Annotated in this window: 19 protein-coding genes and 1 riboswitch; of the genes, 7 read left to right on the top strand and 12 right to left on the bottom strand. The window is 66.4% G+C overall.

Features of this window, described 5'->3' with window-relative positions; all coding sequences use genetic code 11:
• Positions 1–19 precede the first annotated feature (19 nt).
• A riboswitch (SAM riboswitch) is annotated at positions 20–134 on the bottom strand.
• Between the two features lie 65 nt (positions 135–199).
• On the bottom strand, positions 200–679 hold the full coding sequence (locus GV792_RS08915) for an Rv0361 family membrane protein (RefSeq protein WP_163823548.1): 480 nt from the start codon (positions 677–679) through the stop codon (positions 200–202).
• A gap of 165 nt (positions 680–844) precedes the next feature.
• Between GV792_RS08915 and GV792_RS08920 the strand changes: the two genes are divergently transcribed.
• Positions 845–2,233, top strand: a complete 1,389-nt coding sequence (locus GV792_RS08920; protein ID WP_163823549.1) for an FAD-dependent oxidoreductase — start codon at positions 845–847, stop codon at positions 2,231–2,233.
• 54 nt (positions 2,234–2,287) lie between these two features.
• Complete coding sequence (locus GV792_RS08925; RefSeq protein WP_163823550.1) at positions 2,288–3,157, top strand: amidohydrolase family protein; 870 nt, start codon at positions 2,288–2,290, stop codon at positions 3,155–3,157.
• Between the two features lie 78 nt (positions 3,158–3,235).
• Here GV792_RS08925 and GV792_RS08930 read toward each other — a convergent pair whose 3' ends face one another.
• From GV792_RS08930 to GV792_RS08940, 3 genes are all read right to left on the bottom strand, one after another.
• On the bottom strand, positions 3,236–3,640 hold the full coding sequence (locus tag GV792_RS08930; protein WP_163823551.1) for a spore-associated protein A: 405 nt from the start codon (positions 3,638–3,640) through the stop codon (positions 3,236–3,238).
• Between the two features lie 162 nt (positions 3,641–3,802).
• Positions 3,803–4,129, bottom strand: coding sequence for a hypothetical protein (locus GV792_RS08935; protein WP_163823552.1), 327 nt, complete (start codon positions 4,127–4,129; stop codon positions 3,803–3,805).
• Between the two features lie 126 nt (positions 4,130–4,255).
• The gene (locus tag GV792_RS08940) at positions 4,256–5,002 is read right to left on the bottom strand and encodes a C40 family peptidase (protein WP_175584120.1); all 747 of its coding nucleotides are present in this window, start codon (positions 5,000–5,002) and stop codon (positions 4,256–4,258) included.
• Between the two features lie 375 nt (positions 5,003–5,377).
• On the opposite strand from GV792_RS08940, the gene GV792_RS08945 reads away from it, so the two are divergent.
• The gene (locus GV792_RS08945; protein ID WP_163823553.1) at positions 5,378–5,662 is read left to right on the top strand and encodes a hypothetical protein; all 285 of its coding nucleotides are present in this window, start codon (positions 5,378–5,380) and stop codon (positions 5,660–5,662) included.
• Between the two features lie 45 nt (positions 5,663–5,707).
• On the opposite strand, the gene GV792_RS08950 is transcribed toward GV792_RS08945, so the two are convergent.
• On the bottom strand, positions 5,708–6,151 hold the full coding sequence (locus GV792_RS08950) for a hypothetical protein (RefSeq protein ID WP_163823554.1): 444 nt from the start codon (positions 6,149–6,151) through the stop codon (positions 5,708–5,710).
• On the bottom strand, positions 6,130–6,936 hold the full coding sequence (locus tag GV792_RS08955) for an FHA domain-containing protein (RefSeq protein WP_309138686.1): 807 nt from the start codon (positions 6,934–6,936) through the stop codon (positions 6,130–6,132). Before GV792_RS08955 ends, GV792_RS08950 begins: the two co-directional genes overlap by 22 nt.
• 202 nt (positions 6,937–7,138) lie before the next feature.
• Between GV792_RS08955 and GV792_RS08960 the strand changes: the two genes are divergently transcribed.
• Positions 7,139–7,360 carry a hypothetical protein gene (locus GV792_RS08960; protein WP_163823555.1) on the top strand — a complete coding sequence of 74 codons (222 nt, stop codon included), beginning with the start codon at positions 7,139–7,141 and terminating at the stop codon, positions 7,358–7,360.
• Positions 7,361–7,391: 31 nt separating this feature from the next.
• Here the strand turns inward: GV792_RS08960 and GV792_RS08965 are convergent, their stop codons facing one another.
• Positions 7,392–7,874, bottom strand: coding sequence for a DUF456 domain-containing protein (locus GV792_RS08965; protein ID WP_163823556.1), 483 nt, complete (start codon positions 7,872–7,874; stop codon positions 7,392–7,394).
• 288 nt (positions 7,875–8,162) lie between these two features.
• Here GV792_RS08965 and GV792_RS08970 point away from each other — a divergent pair, with 288 nt between their 5' ends.
• Positions 8,163–9,257, top strand: a complete 1,095-nt coding sequence (locus GV792_RS08970) for a CaiB/BaiF CoA transferase family protein (RefSeq protein ID WP_163823557.1) — start codon at positions 8,163–8,165, stop codon at positions 9,255–9,257.
• 58 nt (positions 9,258–9,315) lie between these two features.
• Here GV792_RS08970 and yczR read toward each other — a convergent pair whose 3' ends face one another.
• A complete protein-coding gene (gene yczR, locus GV792_RS08975) occupies positions 9,316–10,803 on the bottom strand; it encodes a MocR-like transcription factor YczR (RefSeq protein WP_163823558.1) in 1,488 nt (495 codons plus the stop codon).
• Positions 10,804–10,864: 61 nt separating this feature from the next.
• Between yczR and GV792_RS08980 the strand changes: the two genes are divergently transcribed.
• Positions 10,865–11,128, top strand: coding sequence for a hypothetical protein (locus GV792_RS08980; protein ID WP_163823559.1), 264 nt, complete (start codon positions 10,865–10,867; stop codon positions 11,126–11,128).
• Between the two features lie 89 nt (positions 11,129–11,217).
• Positions 11,218–11,781, top strand: a complete 564-nt coding sequence (locus GV792_RS08985) for a methylated-DNA--[protein]-cysteine S-methyltransferase (RefSeq protein WP_163823560.1) — start codon at positions 11,218–11,220, stop codon at positions 11,779–11,781.
• 24 nt (positions 11,782–11,805) lie between these two features.
• Here the strand turns inward: GV792_RS08985 and GV792_RS08990 are convergent, their stop codons facing one another.
• The 4 genes from GV792_RS08990 to GV792_RS09005 all read right to left on the bottom strand — a co-directional run bounded on the left by GV792_RS08990 (position 11,806) and on the right by GV792_RS09005 (position 18,138).
• Positions 11,806–13,257 carry an amidase gene (locus tag GV792_RS08990; RefSeq protein ID WP_163823561.1) on the bottom strand — a complete coding sequence of 484 codons (1,452 nt, stop codon included), beginning with the start codon at positions 13,255–13,257 and terminating at the stop codon, positions 11,806–11,808.
• Positions 13,258–13,382: 125 nt separating this feature from the next.
• Positions 13,383–13,673 carry a hypothetical protein gene (locus GV792_RS08995; RefSeq protein ID WP_163823562.1) on the bottom strand — a complete coding sequence of 97 codons (291 nt, stop codon included), beginning with the start codon at positions 13,671–13,673 and terminating at the stop codon, positions 13,383–13,385.
• A gap of 350 nt (positions 13,674–14,023) precedes the next feature.
• The gene (locus tag GV792_RS09000; protein WP_163823563.1) at positions 14,024–16,624 is read right to left on the bottom strand and encodes a helix-turn-helix transcriptional regulator; all 2,601 of its coding nucleotides are present in this window, start codon (positions 16,622–16,624) and stop codon (positions 14,024–14,026) included.
• 227 nt (positions 16,625–16,851) lie between these two features.
• On the bottom strand, positions 16,852–18,138 hold the full coding sequence (locus GV792_RS09005) for an adenylosuccinate synthase (RefSeq protein WP_163823564.1): 1,287 nt from the start codon (positions 18,136–18,138) through the stop codon (positions 16,852–16,854).
• Between the last annotated feature and the right edge of the window lie 32 nt (positions 18,139–18,170).

Consider the following 18,170-nt stretch of genomic DNA (forward strand, 5'->3'; position numbering starts at 1 on the left):
GTGTGGCACCTTCCTCGAGAATCCGCACTTGCCGCATCTGGCTTCGATGCGAGCCAGGTCGTCACCCGGAGCACCCCACCGCGGAGGAGGGTTGCCGGCCAGCAAGCCGGGGCTTGGCGCTGGCACTCATGACCTGAAACGAGATTGCCTGGCCAGGGGTTGTCGTGTCAAACCCCCGATCAGGGGCTTGCGCAGGCGTTCAGTGGCAGACCAGCCACTCGTTGTCGATGCGCCGCAGCTGCCAGGTTCCGGTCGTCTCGTCGCCGTCGACCTTGCTGGTGACCGTCGCGCCGGCGCGGTCACCTTCGACCTTCATGTCGTCGACTTTCGTGATTTCTATGGCTTTTCCGGTCTCGCCCTCGTTCAGCCTGCCCGCCAGCGGCGAGCGCTTCGGGTCGAAGTCCGGGCACACCGCTTCTCGCGGCGGCACCAAGCCGTAGCGCGAACTCGCCTCGCCGAAGTCACGCACCGCGGCGGCGACCCGGTCGGCCTCTGTGACATTTTTCTCAACCGGCGAGACCAGCTCGGCGATGACGATGACAGCGAGCACGATGGCCGCGATCGCGGCGGCGATGATGAACGGCGCCATCGAGCGGGTCGAATCGTCGGATTCCCGCCCGTTGCCAGGCATATCCCCGCCCTTGTCCTGGCCCGATTCGGCAGGCTGCTGATCGCTCATGACAAACGATGATCCCCTGGTCCCCGCAGGCCCCTCGAGAGGCCCCCGATAGAATCGGCAGGATCGCGGCCGGCGCCGTGCAGGTGAAATCCAGCCGTGCGTCAACTTAGCCTAAGCTAAACACCGACGCCATTTACTGTCCCAACCATAAGGTGCGCGTAAACGATGACCGAACAGACCGCAGCTGCACGCCCGCTCCGCATCGCGATCGTGGGTGCCGGACCGGCCGGTATCTACGCCGCCGATGCGTTGATGAAGTCGGATGCGGACGTGTCCATCGACCTCTATGAACGGATGCCAGCGCCGTTCGGCCTGATCCGCTACGGCGTGGCGCCGGACCACCCGCGCATCAAGGGCATCATCACCGCACTGCACAAGGTGCTGGACAAGCCGCAGGTGCGCCTGCTCGGCAATATCGACTACGGCTCCGACATCACCCTCGACGACCTGCGGGTCTACTACGACGCGGTGATCTTCTCCACCGGCGCCAACGCCGACCGCGCGCTGCCGATCCCCGGCATCGACCTGGACGGCTCCTACGGCGCCGCCGACTTCGTCTCCTGGTACGACGGGCACCCGGATGTGCCGCGCACCTGGCCGCTGGAGGCCGAGAAGGTCGCGGTGCTCGGTGTCGGCAACGTCGCGCTGGACATCGCGCGCGTGCTGGCCAAGACCGGTGACGAACTGCTGCCCACCGAGATCCCGCCGAACGTCTACAAGGGCCTGAAGGAGAACAAGGCCGTCGAGGTGCACGTCTTCGGACGTCGCGGCCCGGCTCAGGCCAAGTTCACCCCGCTGGAGCTGCGCGAGCTGGACCACTCGCCCACCATCGAGGTCATCGTCGACCCCGAGGACATCGACTACGACGAGGGCTCCGAGGCCACGCGCCGCCACTCCAAGCAGGTCGACATGGTCGCCAACACCCTCGAACAGTGGGCCATCCGCGATCAAGGCGACCGCCCGCACAAGCTGTACCTGCACTTCTTCGAGTCGCCCGCCGAGGTGCTCGGTGAGGACGGCAAGGTCGTCGGCCTGAAGACCGAGCGCACCCAGCTCGACGGCACCGGCAACGTCAAGGGCACCGGCGAGTACCGGACCTGGGACGTGCAGGCCGTCTATCGTGCCGTCGGCTACCTGTCGCAGAACATCACCAACCTGCCGTTCGACGATCAGGCGGGCGTTGTGCCCAATGAGGCCGGACGCGTGCTTGCCGACGAAAACGCCGACGACGCGGGCCGCTACATGCCCGGCACCTACGTCACCGGCTGGATCAAGCGCGGCCCGGTCGGCCTGATCGGCCACACCAAGGGCGATGCCAACGAGACCGTGGCCTGCCTGCTCGACGACAGCAAGAACTTCACCCCCGCCGAGCGGCCCGAGCCCGAAGCGGTGCTCGAGTTCCTCGAAGGTAAGGGCATTCCGTTCACCACCTGGGACGGCTGGTACCGCCTCGACGCCCACGAGCGTGCGCTCGGCGAGCCCGAGGGCCGCGAGCGAGTCAAGGTCGTCGAGCGTGAGGACATGCTGCGCGCCAGCGAGCCGCACAAAGTCTGACCGCTACCCGGGATCGGGAAGGCGCGAAACCCGACGCTGAGGCATGCTGTACAGGTGTTCGATGCCCATGTCCACATCATCGATCCGCGGTTCCCGCTGATCGAAAATGAGGGCTACCTGCCGGAGCCCTACACCATCGACGATTACCGAAAGCGCATGTCGCGCTTCGACGTCGCCGGCGGTGCGGTGGTCAGTGCTTCCTTCCAGGGCAGCGATCAGAGTTATCTGCGGGCGGCACTGGCCGAGCTCGGCGAGGGCTGGGTCGGCGTCACCCGGTTGCCGCTGGACACCAGCGACGAGGAAATCGTCGATCTGGACCGGGTCGGGGTGCGCGCGCTGCGGTTCAACCTCAAGCGCGCTGCCGCCGATATCGCCGCGATGACAGTGCAGGCGATCCGGGCGTATGAGCTGGCGGGCTGGCATGTCGAGGTCTATATCGACGGCCAGATGCTCGCCTCGCTGCAACCGGTGATCCTGAAGCTGCCTGCGCTGTCGATCGACCACCTCGGCATGTCCGAGGACGGCCTGCCCTACCTGCTGGACCTGGTCGACCGCGGCGCCAGGGTCAAGGCGACCGGCTTCGGCCGGGTCGACATGGACGTCGCCACCGCGCTGCGCCGCATCCACGCGGTCAGCCCCGAGGCCCTCATGTTCGGCACCGACCTCCCCGGCACCCGAGCAGGGCGCCCCTTCGAGGACTCCGACGTCGACCTGCTCTGCGACGTCGTCGGCACCGATATGTACAAGGTCCTCGAAGACAACGCCCGCGCCTTCTACCGGCTGCCACCTGTGGAACGCGCGGTCCAGGACCCCGATCCGACGCTCCCCCTGCACGCCCCACCCGAGCCGACCCTGCCGCTGCGTCGCTCGGATCTGCCGACGCCCGAATCGCTGGATACGGTTCCGCTACCGATCGTGGAGTGATCCTGCCCGGACCGGGCAATCCGAATAGCTCGGGAGAGTGGTTCGCGGGTGCGCCCCGCGAACCACTCGACCCATCGTTCAGCGGCAGTGAACCTTGAAGGTCTGCCACTTGTCGTCAGCGATGAGGCCGCCCCAGTCGATGCACTTGCCCTTGGCCTCGACCGTCACCGGACCCGCGTACTCCTTGTACTTGTCGTCGTCGATGACCTCTTTGTCGTGGTCGGACGACAGCCGCAGACCGGCACCCATCCGGATCGGATCGCCCGGCTGATCACGTACGGTGACAACGCAGTTCTTCGAGCCGTCGTAGGTGAGGAAGACCGTGCCGCCCTTCAGCTCGTGTAAGTCGATGACCTTGAATCCGGCACCACACTGACCTCCGTAGGTCGCCGCGGACGCGGTGGCGGGGAGCACAACCGCGGTTCCCGCCGCGATTCCGATGGCGCCCGCACATACGGCGATCGCCTTCCTGGTGTTGAGCATGTCGAAATTTTTCCTCTCGATGTGGTTCTTCGATTCAGCTACCCACGCCGTAAACACCCAAAACACGAATTCTTCCAATACACCCGAGGTAGGTCATGATTGGATTGCCGCAGTACCCCCAGCGCACGAAATGTTCGCAGAAACGCACCGATTCCGAATGAACTATCCGAGCTTCGCGAGCCTTTCCTGCTCTTTCTGATAAGCGCGCCATGCCTGTTGCGTCGGGGTCGGCTTCGTGGTGAGGGCCGTCCAGTCGGTCGAGCGGACGAAGTTCACCACCATCATCACCGGCAGGATGAAGGCGTGGAAGAGGATCAGGTAGCTGCCGCCCTCGAAGAGGAAGGCCAAATATCCTGCGTAGGCAAGGAATCCGGCGCCGAGCGCACCGTTGAGCCATCGGAACGCCTCGCTCTGCCCGCCCTTGACGACGGCCATCACGATCATGATGGAGCCGCTGAGCGCGAGCAGTCCGACGTACCAATCGAACATGGTGTTCCTCCCGAGTCATGGTGCGGCGCTGCGGCAGCACCGGATGACCGATAGGAAACCCCGAATTCCTTGCCGAACGCTTACCGAACCCTTACGTCACCACTCACGGGCGGCCTGTCCAGATCATCAGTACCGGCGGGCGCCGGCGAACGGCATTGTCGCCATATCGGATTCGACGACACCGCTGCCCGACGTCGAGGCGTGGATGACCTTGCCCGCACCCGAGTACAGCGCAGAGTGGCCGCCACCGTAGAACGACACCAGATCGCCGGGGCGAAGTTCGTTCCGCGAGACCGGGGTTCCGGTGGCGAGCTGTTGCTGGCTGGTCCGCGGTAGGTCGATGCCCGCCCGGCCGTATGACCATTGCACCAGGCCGGAGCAGTCGAACGCGTTGGGGCCGGTCCCACCTGTCGCGTAGCTCGCGCCCAGCTTGCTGCGGGCGGCCGCGATGGCGGCATCACCCCGGGTCTGCTCGGGGACAACGGCGGGCGCGGGCGGCGGGACGCCCGGCAGGAAGGACAGGTCAACGGGTAGGTGCGGGATGGTGAAATCAATGGGCTGAGCTGGGGCCGGTTCGTGGGCGGTGAACTCAGCCCTGACCGGGTCGATTGCCGGCTCGCCGATACCGAATTTCGCCGGTGGAATATTGTCCGCCGGGATGTTCGCCAACTCTGGAGCGTCGAAACTATCCGGAATGACAATGTCCACTGGAATATCAAAAGTACCTATTCCGGGAACTGCCACTGGCTGCGCGGTTGCCGATCCGGTGGCCGGCAACAGCACTCCCATAGCTCCGGCCGCAGAGCCGATGAACAGCAGGAATGCACGGCGCAGCCAGCGCGAATATCGCACGTCGTCGTCAGATGATGCCATGATGCGGTCCTCCGATGCTCACATCGAGGCCTATGGCGGACGATCGTTGTTCACCACGGCCTTCGAATTGATTCGAAAAACGTCACGGTGATCTGTTCGGTCCAGTCGATCCGATCGTCGATCTTTCATTCATCGGAACGCCGAGCACAGCGGAACACGCCGAGTTGATATAACAAAACAATAACAACCAGCTATCTCGGGCTAATTACATCGCGTTTTTGCTCCAATTCGCCCCGGTCAGCGAGCCCGGTGCTTCTACACCACTCACGAATGGGACGCCTGCACCGCCGGTATCGAAGCCGGCGAGTTCGCACTCCTCACCGCCGCCTGACGCATAGCATCGCGGGCATCATGACTCGATCAGGAAACGACCGCGTGGCAGAAGTCTCCCGCCCGTTCAGCAGCCTGGTGCTCATACTCGGTGTGGCCGTTGCGATTCCGACACTCGCGACTCTCGCGTTCGCGACCATTGGCCACCCCGAATGCGCAGACATCCCCGAGGATGTGGGTCCGTGCGGATACTGGGCCCGCGTGGCGGAGTACGGGCCGTTCATCATCCTGTGGGGCACGGCCATCACGGCAAGCTTCGGCGTCGTGGGGTGGCTGATGCTTCGCGCCATACTCGGACTCTCCGCGGCGCTACTCCGTCGCCGCGAGTAACGCACGATTGTCGAGCCTTGGGGGCGTGCGATGGCGCGGCTCGTATCAGCCAAGTCCGTGGCGAATCCGTCGTTGAACCTCGCGGACGCACGGAGTCACGGCGAACGACTTGTCGGGGTCTTCGCCCGGAGACGCCCAGTATTCGAACGTCTGCGCTATGGCACATGCCGATGTGGCCTCCCATACCGCAACCAGCGCAGCGACCAGTAGTTCGTCCCGTTCATGCAGATCATCTCGTTCGCTCGCGGACGCCAGGACCAGATTCAGCAGCCAGTAGGTCAACTCCCACTCCGCCTTGTTCGCGACCAGCAGACCGACGAACTCATCGAGCCGTTGCGGATCGGACACCTCGACTGGCCAGTCCTGCATCCAATCTTCGTGAACCACATTCGCCACCTGCGCCGCGCGCAGCATCGATTCGCGAGTCGGGTGAGTCCTGTCGTGCACGACGGCGCCAACGCCGACGATCAATTCGTCGTGGGATGCCACCGGTCGGTACCCGCCGCTCGGGAGCCGGTATTCACCGGCTTGCTCTCGACGATTACGCCACTCGCGACGGCGTGCTCGGCCAGACGCAGGCGCTTCTGATTCGGTGGCAGCTCTTCGATCCCGAAGGTCCGGAACAGTGCGCGCATGTGGGTCTTGACCGTGGCGATGCTGAGGCTCAGCTCGCGGGCGATCTGGCAATTCGACGCCGGGAACGCTAAGGGGTGCTGCGCGTTGCGAGGACGGCACAGCGCCTCCAGTACCAGATACTGTGCTCCGGTCAGCGAATTCGCGGTCGGCGCTCCGACCAGTCCAGCGGTGGTTTCCCGCTCGGGCTCCTCGTCTCGGAGGACGAACACTGATTGCCCCATCCGGATGATATCGCCGGTATTCAACCTCCGGCATCCGCAGACCCGCTCGCCGTTGACAAATGTCCCATTCTTCGACAGTCCATTGTCGACGATGACCCAGCAGTCGCACACCCACTCGATGATTGCGTGCAGGCGTGAGACCGTCGAATCGGCGGGCACGCTGATATCGGCCGTTTCCGACCGTCCGATCGTCACACCGGATGCAGTCGGCTTCAGTGGAAATCCACGCCACATGCCGGGCGCGATCTGCTGACACAGAGTGGGACGAACGACTCGCCGCCGCGTTGCCGACCGACCGGCAAACGGGTTCGGCAATTGATCATGGCGCTCGGTTCCGTCTGACCTTGACATGATTACCGGGTTCCGTTCGAGGTACATCATGATCTGCCGGCCCGAGCTCGATCGCTCGCCGTGCACCCCTGCTACGACCGCGTTCTCAGCAGCTTACCCCACTCGGGGGTCGCTTCGGCTGGCGTTCGACACCTGTTTCACATCGCTGGGCTGAAGAGATTCAGCCCCGGGGATGATAGCCCCTCGGCCCCGTTCGCGAGCACAGTTGATGGTGTTCATCCTTCAACGATATGAAGGCATCTGAATGTACCCAATTCAAGGAATAACCATGAGCAAGAATACATTCCGTGCCACGGTGGCGGCTGCGGCAATCGCGCCGATGATCGCCCTCGGGTCAGGTATCGGCACTGCCGCCCCGGTCGAGGCGCCATCGCCGGTCCAGGTAGAGCCCGCCGTGTTGTCGTCCACGATCCCGCCCTTCCTGTGGCCGCTCATCCCGTTCTGCTTCACCCCATTCCCGCACCCCGGTTCGTTCATCTGCTGGGCGTAATTACGTCACTATCCAAGAAACGAAAAAGCTGTCACGCCGCGAACGCACCGATCAACCACACACCCGACGCCAGCAGCGCACCGAACAGCTCGACCAGGATCGACAGACCGACGCCCTTGAGGGCGTGCCAGGTCGATTGCCAGGCCAGCCGTTGACCGCGGACGCGTTGAAGCTCGGAAAGGTACACGCCTACAACGAAACCCACGAACAGCCCGACCACCGGAATGACGAAGAAGCCGACGATACCGAGGATCGCGCCGAGGTAGAGGGAGCGATTGGCCACGCCCGCATCGCGCAGTTTGGCGCCGGGCCAGGTGTATTTGACGACACCCGAGATCACCAGCAGCACAGTGCTGATCGCGAAGACAGCCCATGCGGTGGCGCCGCCGGTGACGAAGGCCCACACGGCGATCGCGCCGAAGATCAGCACCACGCCCGGCAGGATCGGGATGACGATCCCGAGCAGTCCGACCAGAATCGCCAGGCCGACGACGACCTCGCCCCACACACTCACTGACTCGTCCCTCCGTTGTCGGCGCGGCTGCCTTCGGCCGACCCGCCGGCACTGCTGCGTCGCACCGCTCGGCAAGGACGACGCGGGTGGCTACCTCGCCGACGCTCCCCGCTCGCCGGGCGAACCGTTTGCCCGAATTCTGTCCTATTGCGCGAGGTCGCGCAGCATGGAGGTACCGATACCGTAGGTCCGGGTTATTGTCGTACTGTCAATACAGTCCTCGGGCGGCGCCCGGAGACGAGCACCGGTATGCGGTGCGCAGCATTCGACGACGAACCGAGGTAGGGCGTGAGCACTCCATCCACCACGCAGGGCCCGCTCGCGGGCATCCGGGTTATCGAACTGGCCGGTATCGGCCCTGGTCCGCACGCCGCGCTGCTGCTGGCGGATCTCGGCGCCGATGTGGTGCGGGTCCAGCGGGCCGGTCAGCTGCCCGGTGGCTTCGATCGGCCGCAGCTGCGCGGCCGCACCATCGTGGAGGCCAACCTGAAGGACCCGGCCGACGTGCAGAAGGTGCTCGGCCTGCTCGACAAGGCCGACGTGCTGATCGAGGGCTTCCGCCCCGGCGTCACCGAGCGGATGGGCCTCGGCCCGGATGACGTGCTGGCCCGCAACCCGCGTCTGGTGTACGGCCGGATGACCGGTTGGGGCCAGTTCGGCCCGATGGCCGATCGCGCGGGCCACGACATCAACTACATCAGTCTGACCGGCGTCCTGCATGCCATCGGCCGCAAGGGCGAACGTCCGGTGCCGCCGCTGAACATGGTCGGCGACTTCGGTGGCGGCTCGATGTTCCTGGTGTTCGGCATCCTCGCCGCGTTGGTGGAACGACAGAACTCCGGTAAGGGTCAGGTCATCGACGCCGCAATGGTCGATGGTGCCCTTGCTCTTTCGCACATGATCTGGGGTATGCGCGGATCCGGCGCCTGGTCCGACGAACGCGGCGTGAACCTGCTCGATACCGGTATGTCGTTCTACGACACCTACGAAACCTCCGACGGCAAGCATATGGCGGTCGGGGCCATCGAACCGCAGTTCTATGCCCAGCTGCTGGCCGGCCTCGGCATCGACCAGGAAGGCCTGCCCTTCCAGATCGACCCCGCGGGACAGGACACCCTGAAAAAGCTGTTCGCCGAACGCTTCCGGACCAAGACCCGCGATGAGTGGGCCGAGATCTTCATCGGCACCGACGCCTGTGTCACCCCGGTGCTGACCTTCGAGGAAGCCACCGCGAACGAGCACATTGTGGCGCGCGAGTCCCTGCTGGACCTGGAGAACATCACCCAGCACGCACCGGCTCCCCGCTTCTCGCGTACGCCCAACCCCATCCCCACGCCGCCGCCGACCGTGGCGACGCCGATCGAATCGGTCTGGGCCGACTGAGTTTCCGCACGCGACGGCCGGGTCACCTGCTGGTGCCCGGCCGTTGCCGGTTATCGACTCAGTAGCATGTCAGTGGCTGGAGGGGTTCGGCGGCTCGTGGGCTCAGCGCGGCGTAGGCGCCTGCCATCGATTCGACCGCGCGGTGCAGGTCTGCGCTCGGGTGGGTGAACGGAAGCCGGACGAAACGTTCGAAGGCTCCCTGGACGCCGAACCTCGGGCCCGCGGCAAGGAGGACACCGTGATTCGGAGCGGTGGCCGCCAACGCCGTGGAGACGGGGGCGGGCAGCTGAGCCCAGACCGACATTCCGCCCGCGCCAGCGGCAACCTGCCAGTCCGGCAGATGCTCGGATAGGGCGTCCAGCAACGCCGCACGCTGGTCGCGGAGTTGGTTGCGGCGGCGGGCGAGGATGGTGTCGGCGTGCTCGAGGAGGTACGTCGTGGCCAGCTGGTCCATGACGGGGGTGCCGAGGTCGACGGTGGCGCGGATACCGAGCAGACGGGTGATCAGAGACTGGCCTGCGCGGATCCAGCCGACCCGCAGACCGCCCCAGAACGATTTCGACGCCGACCCGATGGTGATGATCTCGGCGCCGCGGGCGAACGAGGCGGTGGGCGGTGGCGGGGTGGCATCGGTGAGCGCGAGATCGGCCATGGATTCGTCGATGATGATGGCCATACGTGTGTCGCGGGCGATCGCGGCGAGTTCGGCGCGGTCCTCGGCGGGCATCAGCAGCCCGGTCGGGTTGTTGAAGTCGGGAACGAGGTAGGCCAGCGTGGCAGCGGTTTGCCGTGCGGCGCTACGGATTCCGTCGAGATCCCAACCGGACTCGGGCCGCAGTGGCACCGGGACCGGGCGAGCGCCGACATCGCGGATGGCCTCGATGGCATTGGGGTAGGTGGGGTGATCGATCAGGACTCGTGCGGCCGGCGGGGCGAGCACATTGAGCAGCAGTCGAAGTCCGTGCTGGGCGCCGAGCGTCACCAGGATCTGGTCCGGATCGGTGGGCAGCCCGCGTTCGGTGTAGCGGCGAGCCACTGCCTCCCGCAGCGCGAGCACGCCGACCGGGTCCATGCCATGGGTGCCCAGATAGGATGGAATGCCTTGCAGCGCAGTCGTATACGCCGCCTCCATCTCTGGCGGGGCAGCCATGGCGGCATAGGTGAGATCGACCGTCGGCTGATCGGCGCCGCCCATCATCACCAGGATGCCCTTGGCCGGTCGGCTGCCGTCGTGCTGAACGGTCGGCGGCAATGCGACGGTACTGCGCGAACCCTGCCGGGTGATCAGATAGCCGTGCTCACGCAGCAGTGAGTAGGTGGAGGTGATGGTGGTGCGGCTGACACCGAGGGTGGTGGCGAGGTCGCGTTCACTCGGCAGCGCGATGCCCAGCGGGGCGCGTCCGTCGTGGATGAGCAGGCGGATACCCTCCGCCAACGCCAGGTAGGCGGGGCGCGCGGGCTTGCGGGATACCCCGTTGGTCTCCGGATCCCGCCAGCTGCCGAGGTCGCGAGCCAGGCCCGCCGCACCGATCACTCGTGTCGCCATACAGTCCAGTATCGGGGCAGTGGCTCTTTTTCGGCAAGGCCAGTCGGCGCACGCTGGGCAGATGACCTTTCTCGTCACCCTCTTCGTCATCGTGACCTTCGGCTTGCTCGGCTACTACTACGCGCCCAGGCGCTCCGAGGACGGGTGGGACGTGGATCGGTTGCGTCCTCGCGATCCGGTCAACAATCTGCCTCTTTCGCACTACGATGAGCAGCGATTATTCCGTGATATCGCCGCTGTGTACGCCCATCGCGAGGAGACGGGCCGGGGTCGCGACGTGGAGGAACCCGGTCGGCGGCGGCGCCGCGCGAACCCACGTGCATGACGAGGCGTCCGGCAGATTATTTCAGTCCAGTTGATCCAACTGGACTGCCTATGCCGAATCTGTCGGTGGGACCGGGCACACTGGCACCCATGAACGCACCAGCCGGCCCGTCGGTTACCGCGGCACTGTTCGATACCGCGATCGGGACCTGCGCGATCGCGTGGCGCGCGGACGCGGTCGTGCGATTCCGGCTACCCGAAACGAGTCGGGAGGCCACTCGCGCACGCATCACTCGCGACGGCCCGGGACTCGGCCCGGTCCAGGAGTCCGAACCCGTCGGTGTGATCGGCGACGCCATCGAGGGAATCCGCGCCCACCTCGACGGCGAGCTCGACGACCTGCGCTGGATCCCTCTGGACACCAGCATGATCCCGCAGTTCCACCGCGCGGTGTACGAGGTGACACGTGAGATCGATCCGGGCCACACTCTCAGTTACGGCGAGGTGGCCGAACGTGTCGGGGCGGCAGGCGCGGCCCAAGCCGTCGGCCAGGCCCTCGGCCGCAACCCGATCCCGCTGATCATCCCCTGCCACCGCGTCCTCGCCTCCGACCATGGCCTGCACGGGTTTTCCGCACCGGGCGGCATCAACACCAAACAGCGACTCCTACAGATCGAACGCACACCCGGCATCGGCGAACCGACTCTGTTCTGAACCAGGACCCCGATCGGGTGCGCCCTAGTGCGGTGCCCGGAATCCGCCGACCTTCTGCTCGAGCAGTTCGGCCAGCCGCAGCGGGGTGCGGTCCTCGAACATCGGGCCGATGAGCTGCACGCCCACCGGCAGGCCCTCGGGTGACCGGCCCGTCGGGATGGCAGTGGCAGGTAGGCCGGGCATGGTGGCCGTCCCGGCCCAGACGAGCTGGTCGAAATACGGGTACTCGACGCCGTCGATGTCGATGTGCCGGTTCTCCAGGCCCCCGATGTGGTTGTGTGGGAAGGCGGGAGTGGGGGTGATGGGGCACACCACGGCATCGAACTCGGCGAAGAGCTGCCGCCAGCTGTGGCGGTGGAGTTCGCGACGGTTGTTCGCCTCGACCCAGTCGCGGTGGCTGAGCACCATGCCGCGCAGCCGCGCCGCATCGAGGCTCCGGTCGTCCGCGCTCAGGGCTGCGGCGTGGGTCCGCAGCTGTTCGTACCCGGCGGCGGGCAGACCTGCGGCGGCGTTCGACAGCATCAACAGCATGTAGAGGGTCGCCGCTTCGGTCGGATCGGGCAGCAGCGGACTGTACCGTTCGACGCGGGCGCCCTCGTCGACGAGCGCCTCGGCGACCCGGTTCACGCCCGCCCGCACCGCCGATCCGGTCGGAATGAGCGGATGGTCCTCGATGGTCAGGACACGGAAGTCCGACAGCCGCTCGTGACGCGCGGGCGGCAGTGCGACATCGTAGGCGACGCCGCGGGTCAGCGGGTCCGGTCCGGCCATGACGTCGAGCAGCAGCGCGAGGTCGCGGGCGGTGCGCGCCATCGGGCCGACGACGGCGAGGTCGAGGTCGATCGGCAAGGCCGGGGCAGGCGGTGCGACCATGCCGCGGGTCGGCGCCAGCCCGAGTGTCGGCTTGTGCGCGTAGACACCGCAGAAATGCGCGGGGGTGCGCAGCGAACCGGCGAGATCGGAGCCGATGGACAGCGCGCCGAATCCGGACGCCAGGGCCGCTGCCGAGCCGCCGGAGGATCCACCCGACGTGCGGCCGCGATCCCATGGATTGTTGGTGGTCCCGTAGATCTCGTTGAAGCTCTGGATATCTCGCAGCATGAACGGCACATTGGTCTTACCGAGCAGCACTGCGCCTGCCGCCCTCAACCGCGACACTTGTACCGCGTCCTCGGCGGGCACATGGTTCGCGTGCTGCGGCATGCCCCAGGTCGTGGGCAAGCCGGCCATGTTGTAGGACTCCTTGACCGTCACCGGAAGACCGAGTAGCGGCCGGTCCTCGCCGCGGGCGCGCACCTGGTCGGCCCGGCTTGCCGCGGCCCGCGCACGATCGAAGTCCGGCACACAGATCGCGTTGATCACCGTGTCGTCGCGCTCGATACGAGCGATCGCCTCCTCGGTCAGTTCCACCGATGTCACCTCACCGGCCCGCAACGCCGCCAACAATTCTTCCGCCGATGGGAGATTCCGTTCCACGGATCCGACGATATCGGCGCGCCGAAAAAGCCATAAAATGCCGATTCACACAATGGGAAAGTCGAACAGACCGCCGAAGTCACACACCCGCTCTGCCTTGGTCGAAGGTCTGCCCCAGGCCCTACTCACAGCGGATGTCGACGGTAGAAATCGCAGTCGGGGCCGGTGATGTATCCGTCGCGGCAGCCGAAGTAGATCTGGATGCAGGCGTTGGTGGTGCAGCCGAGTTCGATGAGTTGTTCTCGGATGCGGCGGTCGCGTTCCTGCGGTGATTCGGTGCGGGCGGCGGTGGTTGTGGTGGTGACGGGTGTGGGTTCGGATGGTTCGGCGCAGGCGGACAGCAGCCCGATCGCGGCAGCGACACACGCGCCCACCGCCGCTGTTCGGCCAGTTCTCCGCGAACCGTTCGACGTCATCGCACAACCTCCTGGCAACACCGGCTCCACTGCCAGGCGGCCAGCGTAACCGACAGCGTTCGAGCCGGCCCGCCGGTTGCCGACAGTCGCAGGTCGCCTGCGTGCCACGTCCTCGTCCCGGGCAGAACTTGCGGAGCATCGGCCGGCATCATCGCGACACTCCGGCCGACCAGCTCGGGTCGGCCGGCGTACAGCGTCGCGCCGAGGCTCGCCCCGCCCATTCCACCGAACACACCGCCGACCGCACCGCCGGCAGCACCCACCGCGGTGGCGGCGGCGATCTTGTCGGAGCGACTCGGGTCGATGCCGATGGACCGTCCGCCCCTGCGCGGGTGGCGACCACGCGATAATCAGGCCGGCGTCTCACCACGCAACAATGCCGCGAGCGATTCCCTATCTGTCACATCCATTTTGATGCAGGCCCGGTAGAGATGGCCCTCCACAGTACGAACGGAAACCGTGAGCCGGTCGGCGATTTGGCGATTCGACAAACCCGCCGCGACCAGATTCGCGATCTCGCGTTCGCGCGCAGTGAGTGGAAGCGGTTGCGCCGCTTGCCGAAGCGCTGGCGTGCTCGCACCACCGCAGGCCGCGGCGAGCCGGTTGGCGGCAGCGGCCGATTCCAGCAGACGACGCCGATCGCCCGCACGTTCGTGGGCCGAGGCAGCTTGCGCAGCGGCGTCGGCTGCCGAGAGCATCGCGCCGATGCGCTCGAATTCAGCTGCGGCAGTGTCGAGTCCGGGACCATCGTGCGCGGAGAGGGCGACTGCGTGACGGGCTTGCACCTGCACCAGATCACCGTCGACCTTGGCGGCCAGATCGGCGAGCCTGCCCGCGACCGAATGTTCACCGAACCGCGCCGCGGTGTGCAGCGCCATGGCTTCGATCGCGTGCTGATGCGAACGGGCGGCGGCATCGGCGGCGCCCATCGCGAGCCGGATGGCAGGGGTCATCGTCCCCTCGGCACCGGCCAGCCAGGCCTTGACGATCTCGAGCTGAGGTTCGTACACCGCACTGTGCCTGCCACCGCGTTCGGTCGCGCCCGCGATGGCCTCGGCGGCGTCGGTGGACCGGCCGAGCGCCGAATACGCCTCGGCCAGCCGCAATCGCGCCGGGAACATCCAGGCCGCGGCGCCTTCGGTACTCAGGGCGGCCAGCGCCTGCTCCAGATTGTCGATACCGTCCGGGAACCGGCCCTGCGCCACGTCGACGGTGCCCTGCAGGATCTTCGACATTCCCCAGGCCAGGTACTGGCCTGGCGCCGAGTAGCCGAAATAGGCGGTGGCGCACCGGCGCGCACCGTCCAGATCGCCGGTGAAGGTCAAGGCGAGCACTTCGGCGTGGGTGGACATGAACCGGTTCAGCCCATCGATATGCGATTCGACCTCGTGCCCGCGCGCCGCGTATTGGCGCGCGGCCTCGCCGCGGCCCATCAGCGCCAATGCCAAACCGCCACCGAAGGACGCCCACCACACCGCCCACGGCGGCGCGTCGTCGGTGTTCATCACGGTTTCGGCGTCGTCGAAGGCGTCGTCGATGCGGTTCTCGTTGACCGCGCAGGCGGAAGCGAGTCCGGTCAGAATGGCCGCGATCTTCGGATGACGCACCTTCGAACGCACCAGCCCGAGCACGGCATCGGCACGGTCGGCATCGCCCATGGCCCACAGCAGATTCGAGACCCGTGTGCTGCCCCAGCGTGCCAGCTGCACCTCATTGAGCTGGTCGGGATCGAAACTGGCCAGTGTGCGTTCGGCCTCGATCCGGTGGCCCTGCCACAGCAGTGCCCTTGCCAGCAGGTCCGCTGATTCCACCCCGCCGCGACGTTCGACTGCCGCGCGGGCGAACCGTTCGCCGAGCGGCAGATTCGCCAAACCGATCGCATCGGCGGCGGCGGCTTCGAACAATTCGAGATCGGCGGACTTGTCACTGTCGAGGGCCAGTTCGGCCAGCCGGATCCGGTCGGCGGCGGAATTGATCCGCCGCTCACTCAACGCCGAATACAGCCGCCCGCGCAGTCGCCGCGCCGAGGCGATACCGAGCCGTCGCCGGATGACCTCGCCGAACAGCGGATGGTTGTAGCGCACAACGAGTTCGTGGGAGTTCTCCACCACCCGGATGACGCCGCGGTTCTCGGCCGCCTCCACCGCCTCCTCGCCGGCGAGCTCGGCCATCACCTCGAGGTCGATGGGCTCGCAGAAGGTGAGCAGCTCCAGCACCCGCAGCACGTCCTCGGGTAGCTGCTCGACCCGATCTTCCAGCAGCGCGGCCAGTTCCGAGGTGACCGCGGCCCGTCCGCGCAGCTGCCACACGCCGTTGACCTGACGCAGCGAGCCCGCCTCCAGCGCACCCTCCACCAGATGCCGCAGGAACAAAGCGTTGCCGCCGGACGATTCCCACATCAGGTTCGCGGTGAATCCCTCCAGCTGCCCGCCGAGCATAGACTCCACCAGATCCACGCTCTGCCGCTGGCTGAACGGATTCAGGTCGATACGCAGCAGATGCCCGTCTTTCCACAACGAGGTCACCGCGTCGGGCACCTGGACCCCGCTGCGCACGGTCGCGACAATCCTGGCCGCCCGGTCGATCGCCAACTGCAGCAGCAGCGTCGCCGACAGTTGATCGAGCAGGTGGGCGTCGTCGACGCCGATGATGATCGGCCCGTCGGCCAGCAGTGCCTCCCGCGCGGCCGACATGAACGTCACCGGATCGTGGGCGGTGTATACCCCGACCATATGGGCGAATACGCCGAGCGGGATGCTGCGCGCCGACTCGGTGCCCGCCACCCAGCGGACGTTGCCGCCCACTGCCGCTGTGGCCTGTCTGGCGAGCGTGGTCTTGCCTACGCCCGCATCGCCGGTGAGCACCGCACCGACCGGTCCGTCACCGGTGAGCGCTGACCGAATCGCCTCGAATTCGGTCGCGCGTTCGATCATCGGCCAGTTCCGAGCCATTTACCTACTGTAGAGCCTCGCCGGGCAGGTCGGCGCCCTACGGCGATCAGTTCACAGTCGACGTCGGCTCCATCTCGGTAGCCAACTACGTTCGGGCGCACCAGCTCAGCAGGAATGCGCCGCTGAACCCAGCCCTACGCGCCCCATGGCAGTGGTCGGCGAGCCCCAAATTTCGAGCGAAGCGAGACCGAGCAGCACAGTCCGCGTGCCGCAGGCGGCGCAAAATTTCACAACACGTCGTGGCGGACGATGGTCTGGTCGCGGCCCGGACCCACACCGATGCAGGAGATCCGCGCGCCCGACAGCTCTTCGAGCCGCCGTACATAAGCCTGGGCATTGGCGGGCAGGTCCTCGAAGGTCCTGGCCCCGGAGATGTCCTCCCACCAGCCCGGCATCTCTTCGTAAATGGGCTTGGCGTGGTGGAACTCGGTCTGCGTCGTCGGCATCTGCTCGACCCGCTCACCGTCGATGTCGTAGGCGACGCAGATCGGCACGGTCTCCAGGCTGGACAGCACGTCGAGCTTGGTGAGGAAGTAGTCGGTGATGCCGTTGACGCGGGTGGCGTACCGGGCGATGACGGCGTCGAACCAGCCGCAACGACGTGCGCGACCGGTGGTCACGCCGACCTCGCCGCCGGTCTTGGCCAGATAGGTGCCGGATTCGTCGAACAGCTCGGTCGGGAACGGGCCCGAGCCGACACGGGTGGTGTAGCACTTGAGGATGCCGAGCACCGTGGTGATCTTGTTCGGCCCGACGCCCGCGCCGACGGCCGCACCGCCGGAGGTGGGGTTGGACGAGGTCACGTACGGGTAGGTGCCGTGATCGACGTCGAGCAGGGTGCCCTGCGAGCCTTCCAGCAACACGGTCTCACCGCGCTCGAGCGCCTGATTCAGCTGCAGCCGGGTGTCACTGATGCGGTGCTTGAAGCGCTCCGCCTGTTCGAGCACCTCGTCGACGACCTGCTGCGGCTCGAGGGCGCGGCGGTTGTAGATCTTGACCAGCACCTGGTTCTTGAACTCGAGCGCCGCCTCCACCTTCTGGGTGAGGATCTTCTCGTCGAGCACATCGGCGACCCGGACACCGACGCGGGCGACCTTGTCTTGGTAGCAGGGGCCGATACCGCGGCCGGTGGTGCCGATCTTGTTGTTGCCGAGGAAGCGTTCGGTGACCTTATCGATGGCCACGTGGTACGGCATGATCAGGTGCGCGTCGGCCGACACCAGCAGGCCGGTGGTGTCGACGCCGCGCTGTTCCAGACCGGCGAGCTCGTCGAGCAGCACTCCCGGATCGATCACGACACCATTGCCGATGACGTTGGTGACGCCGGGAGTGAGGATGCCGGACGGGATCAGGTGCAATGCGAAATTGTCGCCGTTGGGCAGCACCACGGTGTGACCGGCATTGTTGCCGCCCTGGTACCGAACCACCCATTGCACGCGCCCACCGAGTAGGTCGGTAGCTTTGCCCTTGCCCTCGTCGCCCCACTGGGCGCCGATGAGGACGATTGCCGGCATGGTCGTGTCTCCTACGGTTCGACGCGCAACAC

It is taken from the genome of Nocardia cyriacigeorgica (assembly GCF_010868145.1).
Lineage (GTDB): Bacteria > Actinomycetota > Actinomycetes > Mycobacteriales > Mycobacteriaceae > Nocardia > Nocardia cyriacigeorgica_D.

What these genes read in the sequence shown, in the direction of transcription:
- GV792_RS08915 (WP_163823548.1), bottom strand. Translation starts at nt 679, where the DNA reads ATGAGCGATCAGCAGCCTGCCGAATCGGGCCAGGACAAGGGCGGGGAT.
- GV792_RS08920 (WP_163823549.1), top strand. Translation starts at nt 845, where the DNA reads ATGACCGAACAGACCGCAGCTGCACGCCCGCTCCGCATCGCGATCGTG.
- GV792_RS08930 (WP_163823551.1), bottom strand. Translation starts at nt 3,640, where the DNA reads ATGCTCAACACCAGGAAGGCGATCGCCGTATGTGCGGGCGCCATCGGA.
- GV792_RS08935 (WP_163823552.1), bottom strand. Translation starts at nt 4,129, where the DNA reads ATGTTCGATTGGTACGTCGGACTGCTCGCGCTCAGCGGCTCCATCATG.
- GV792_RS08940 (WP_175584120.1), bottom strand. Translation starts at nt 5,002, where the DNA reads ATGGCATCATCTGACGACGACGTGCGATATTCGCGCTGGCTGCGCCGT.
- GV792_RS08960 (WP_163823555.1), top strand. Translation starts at nt 7,139, where the DNA reads ATGAGCAAGAATACATTCCGTGCCACGGTGGCGGCTGCGGCAATCGCG.
- yczR (WP_163823558.1), bottom strand. Translation starts at nt 10,803, where the DNA reads ATGGCGACACGAGTGATCGGTGCGGCGGGCCTGGCTCGCGACCTCGGC.
- GV792_RS08980 (WP_163823559.1), top strand. Translation starts at nt 10,865, where the DNA reads ATGACCTTTCTCGTCACCCTCTTCGTCATCGTGACCTTCGGCTTGCTC.
- GV792_RS08985 (WP_163823560.1), top strand. Translation starts at nt 11,218, where the DNA reads ATGAACGCACCAGCCGGCCCGTCGGTTACCGCGGCACTGTTCGATACC.
- GV792_RS08995 (WP_163823562.1), bottom strand. Translation starts at nt 13,673, where the DNA reads ATGACGTCGAACGGTTCGCGGAGAACTGGCCGAACAGCGGCGGTGGGC.
- GV792_RS09000 (WP_163823563.1), bottom strand. Translation starts at nt 16,624, where the DNA reads ATGGCTCGGAACTGGCCGATGATCGAACGCGCGACCGAATTCGAGGCG.
- GV792_RS09005 (WP_163823564.1), bottom strand. Translation starts at nt 18,138, where the DNA reads ATGCCGGCAATCGTCCTCATCGGCGCCCAGTGGGGCGACGAGGGCAAG.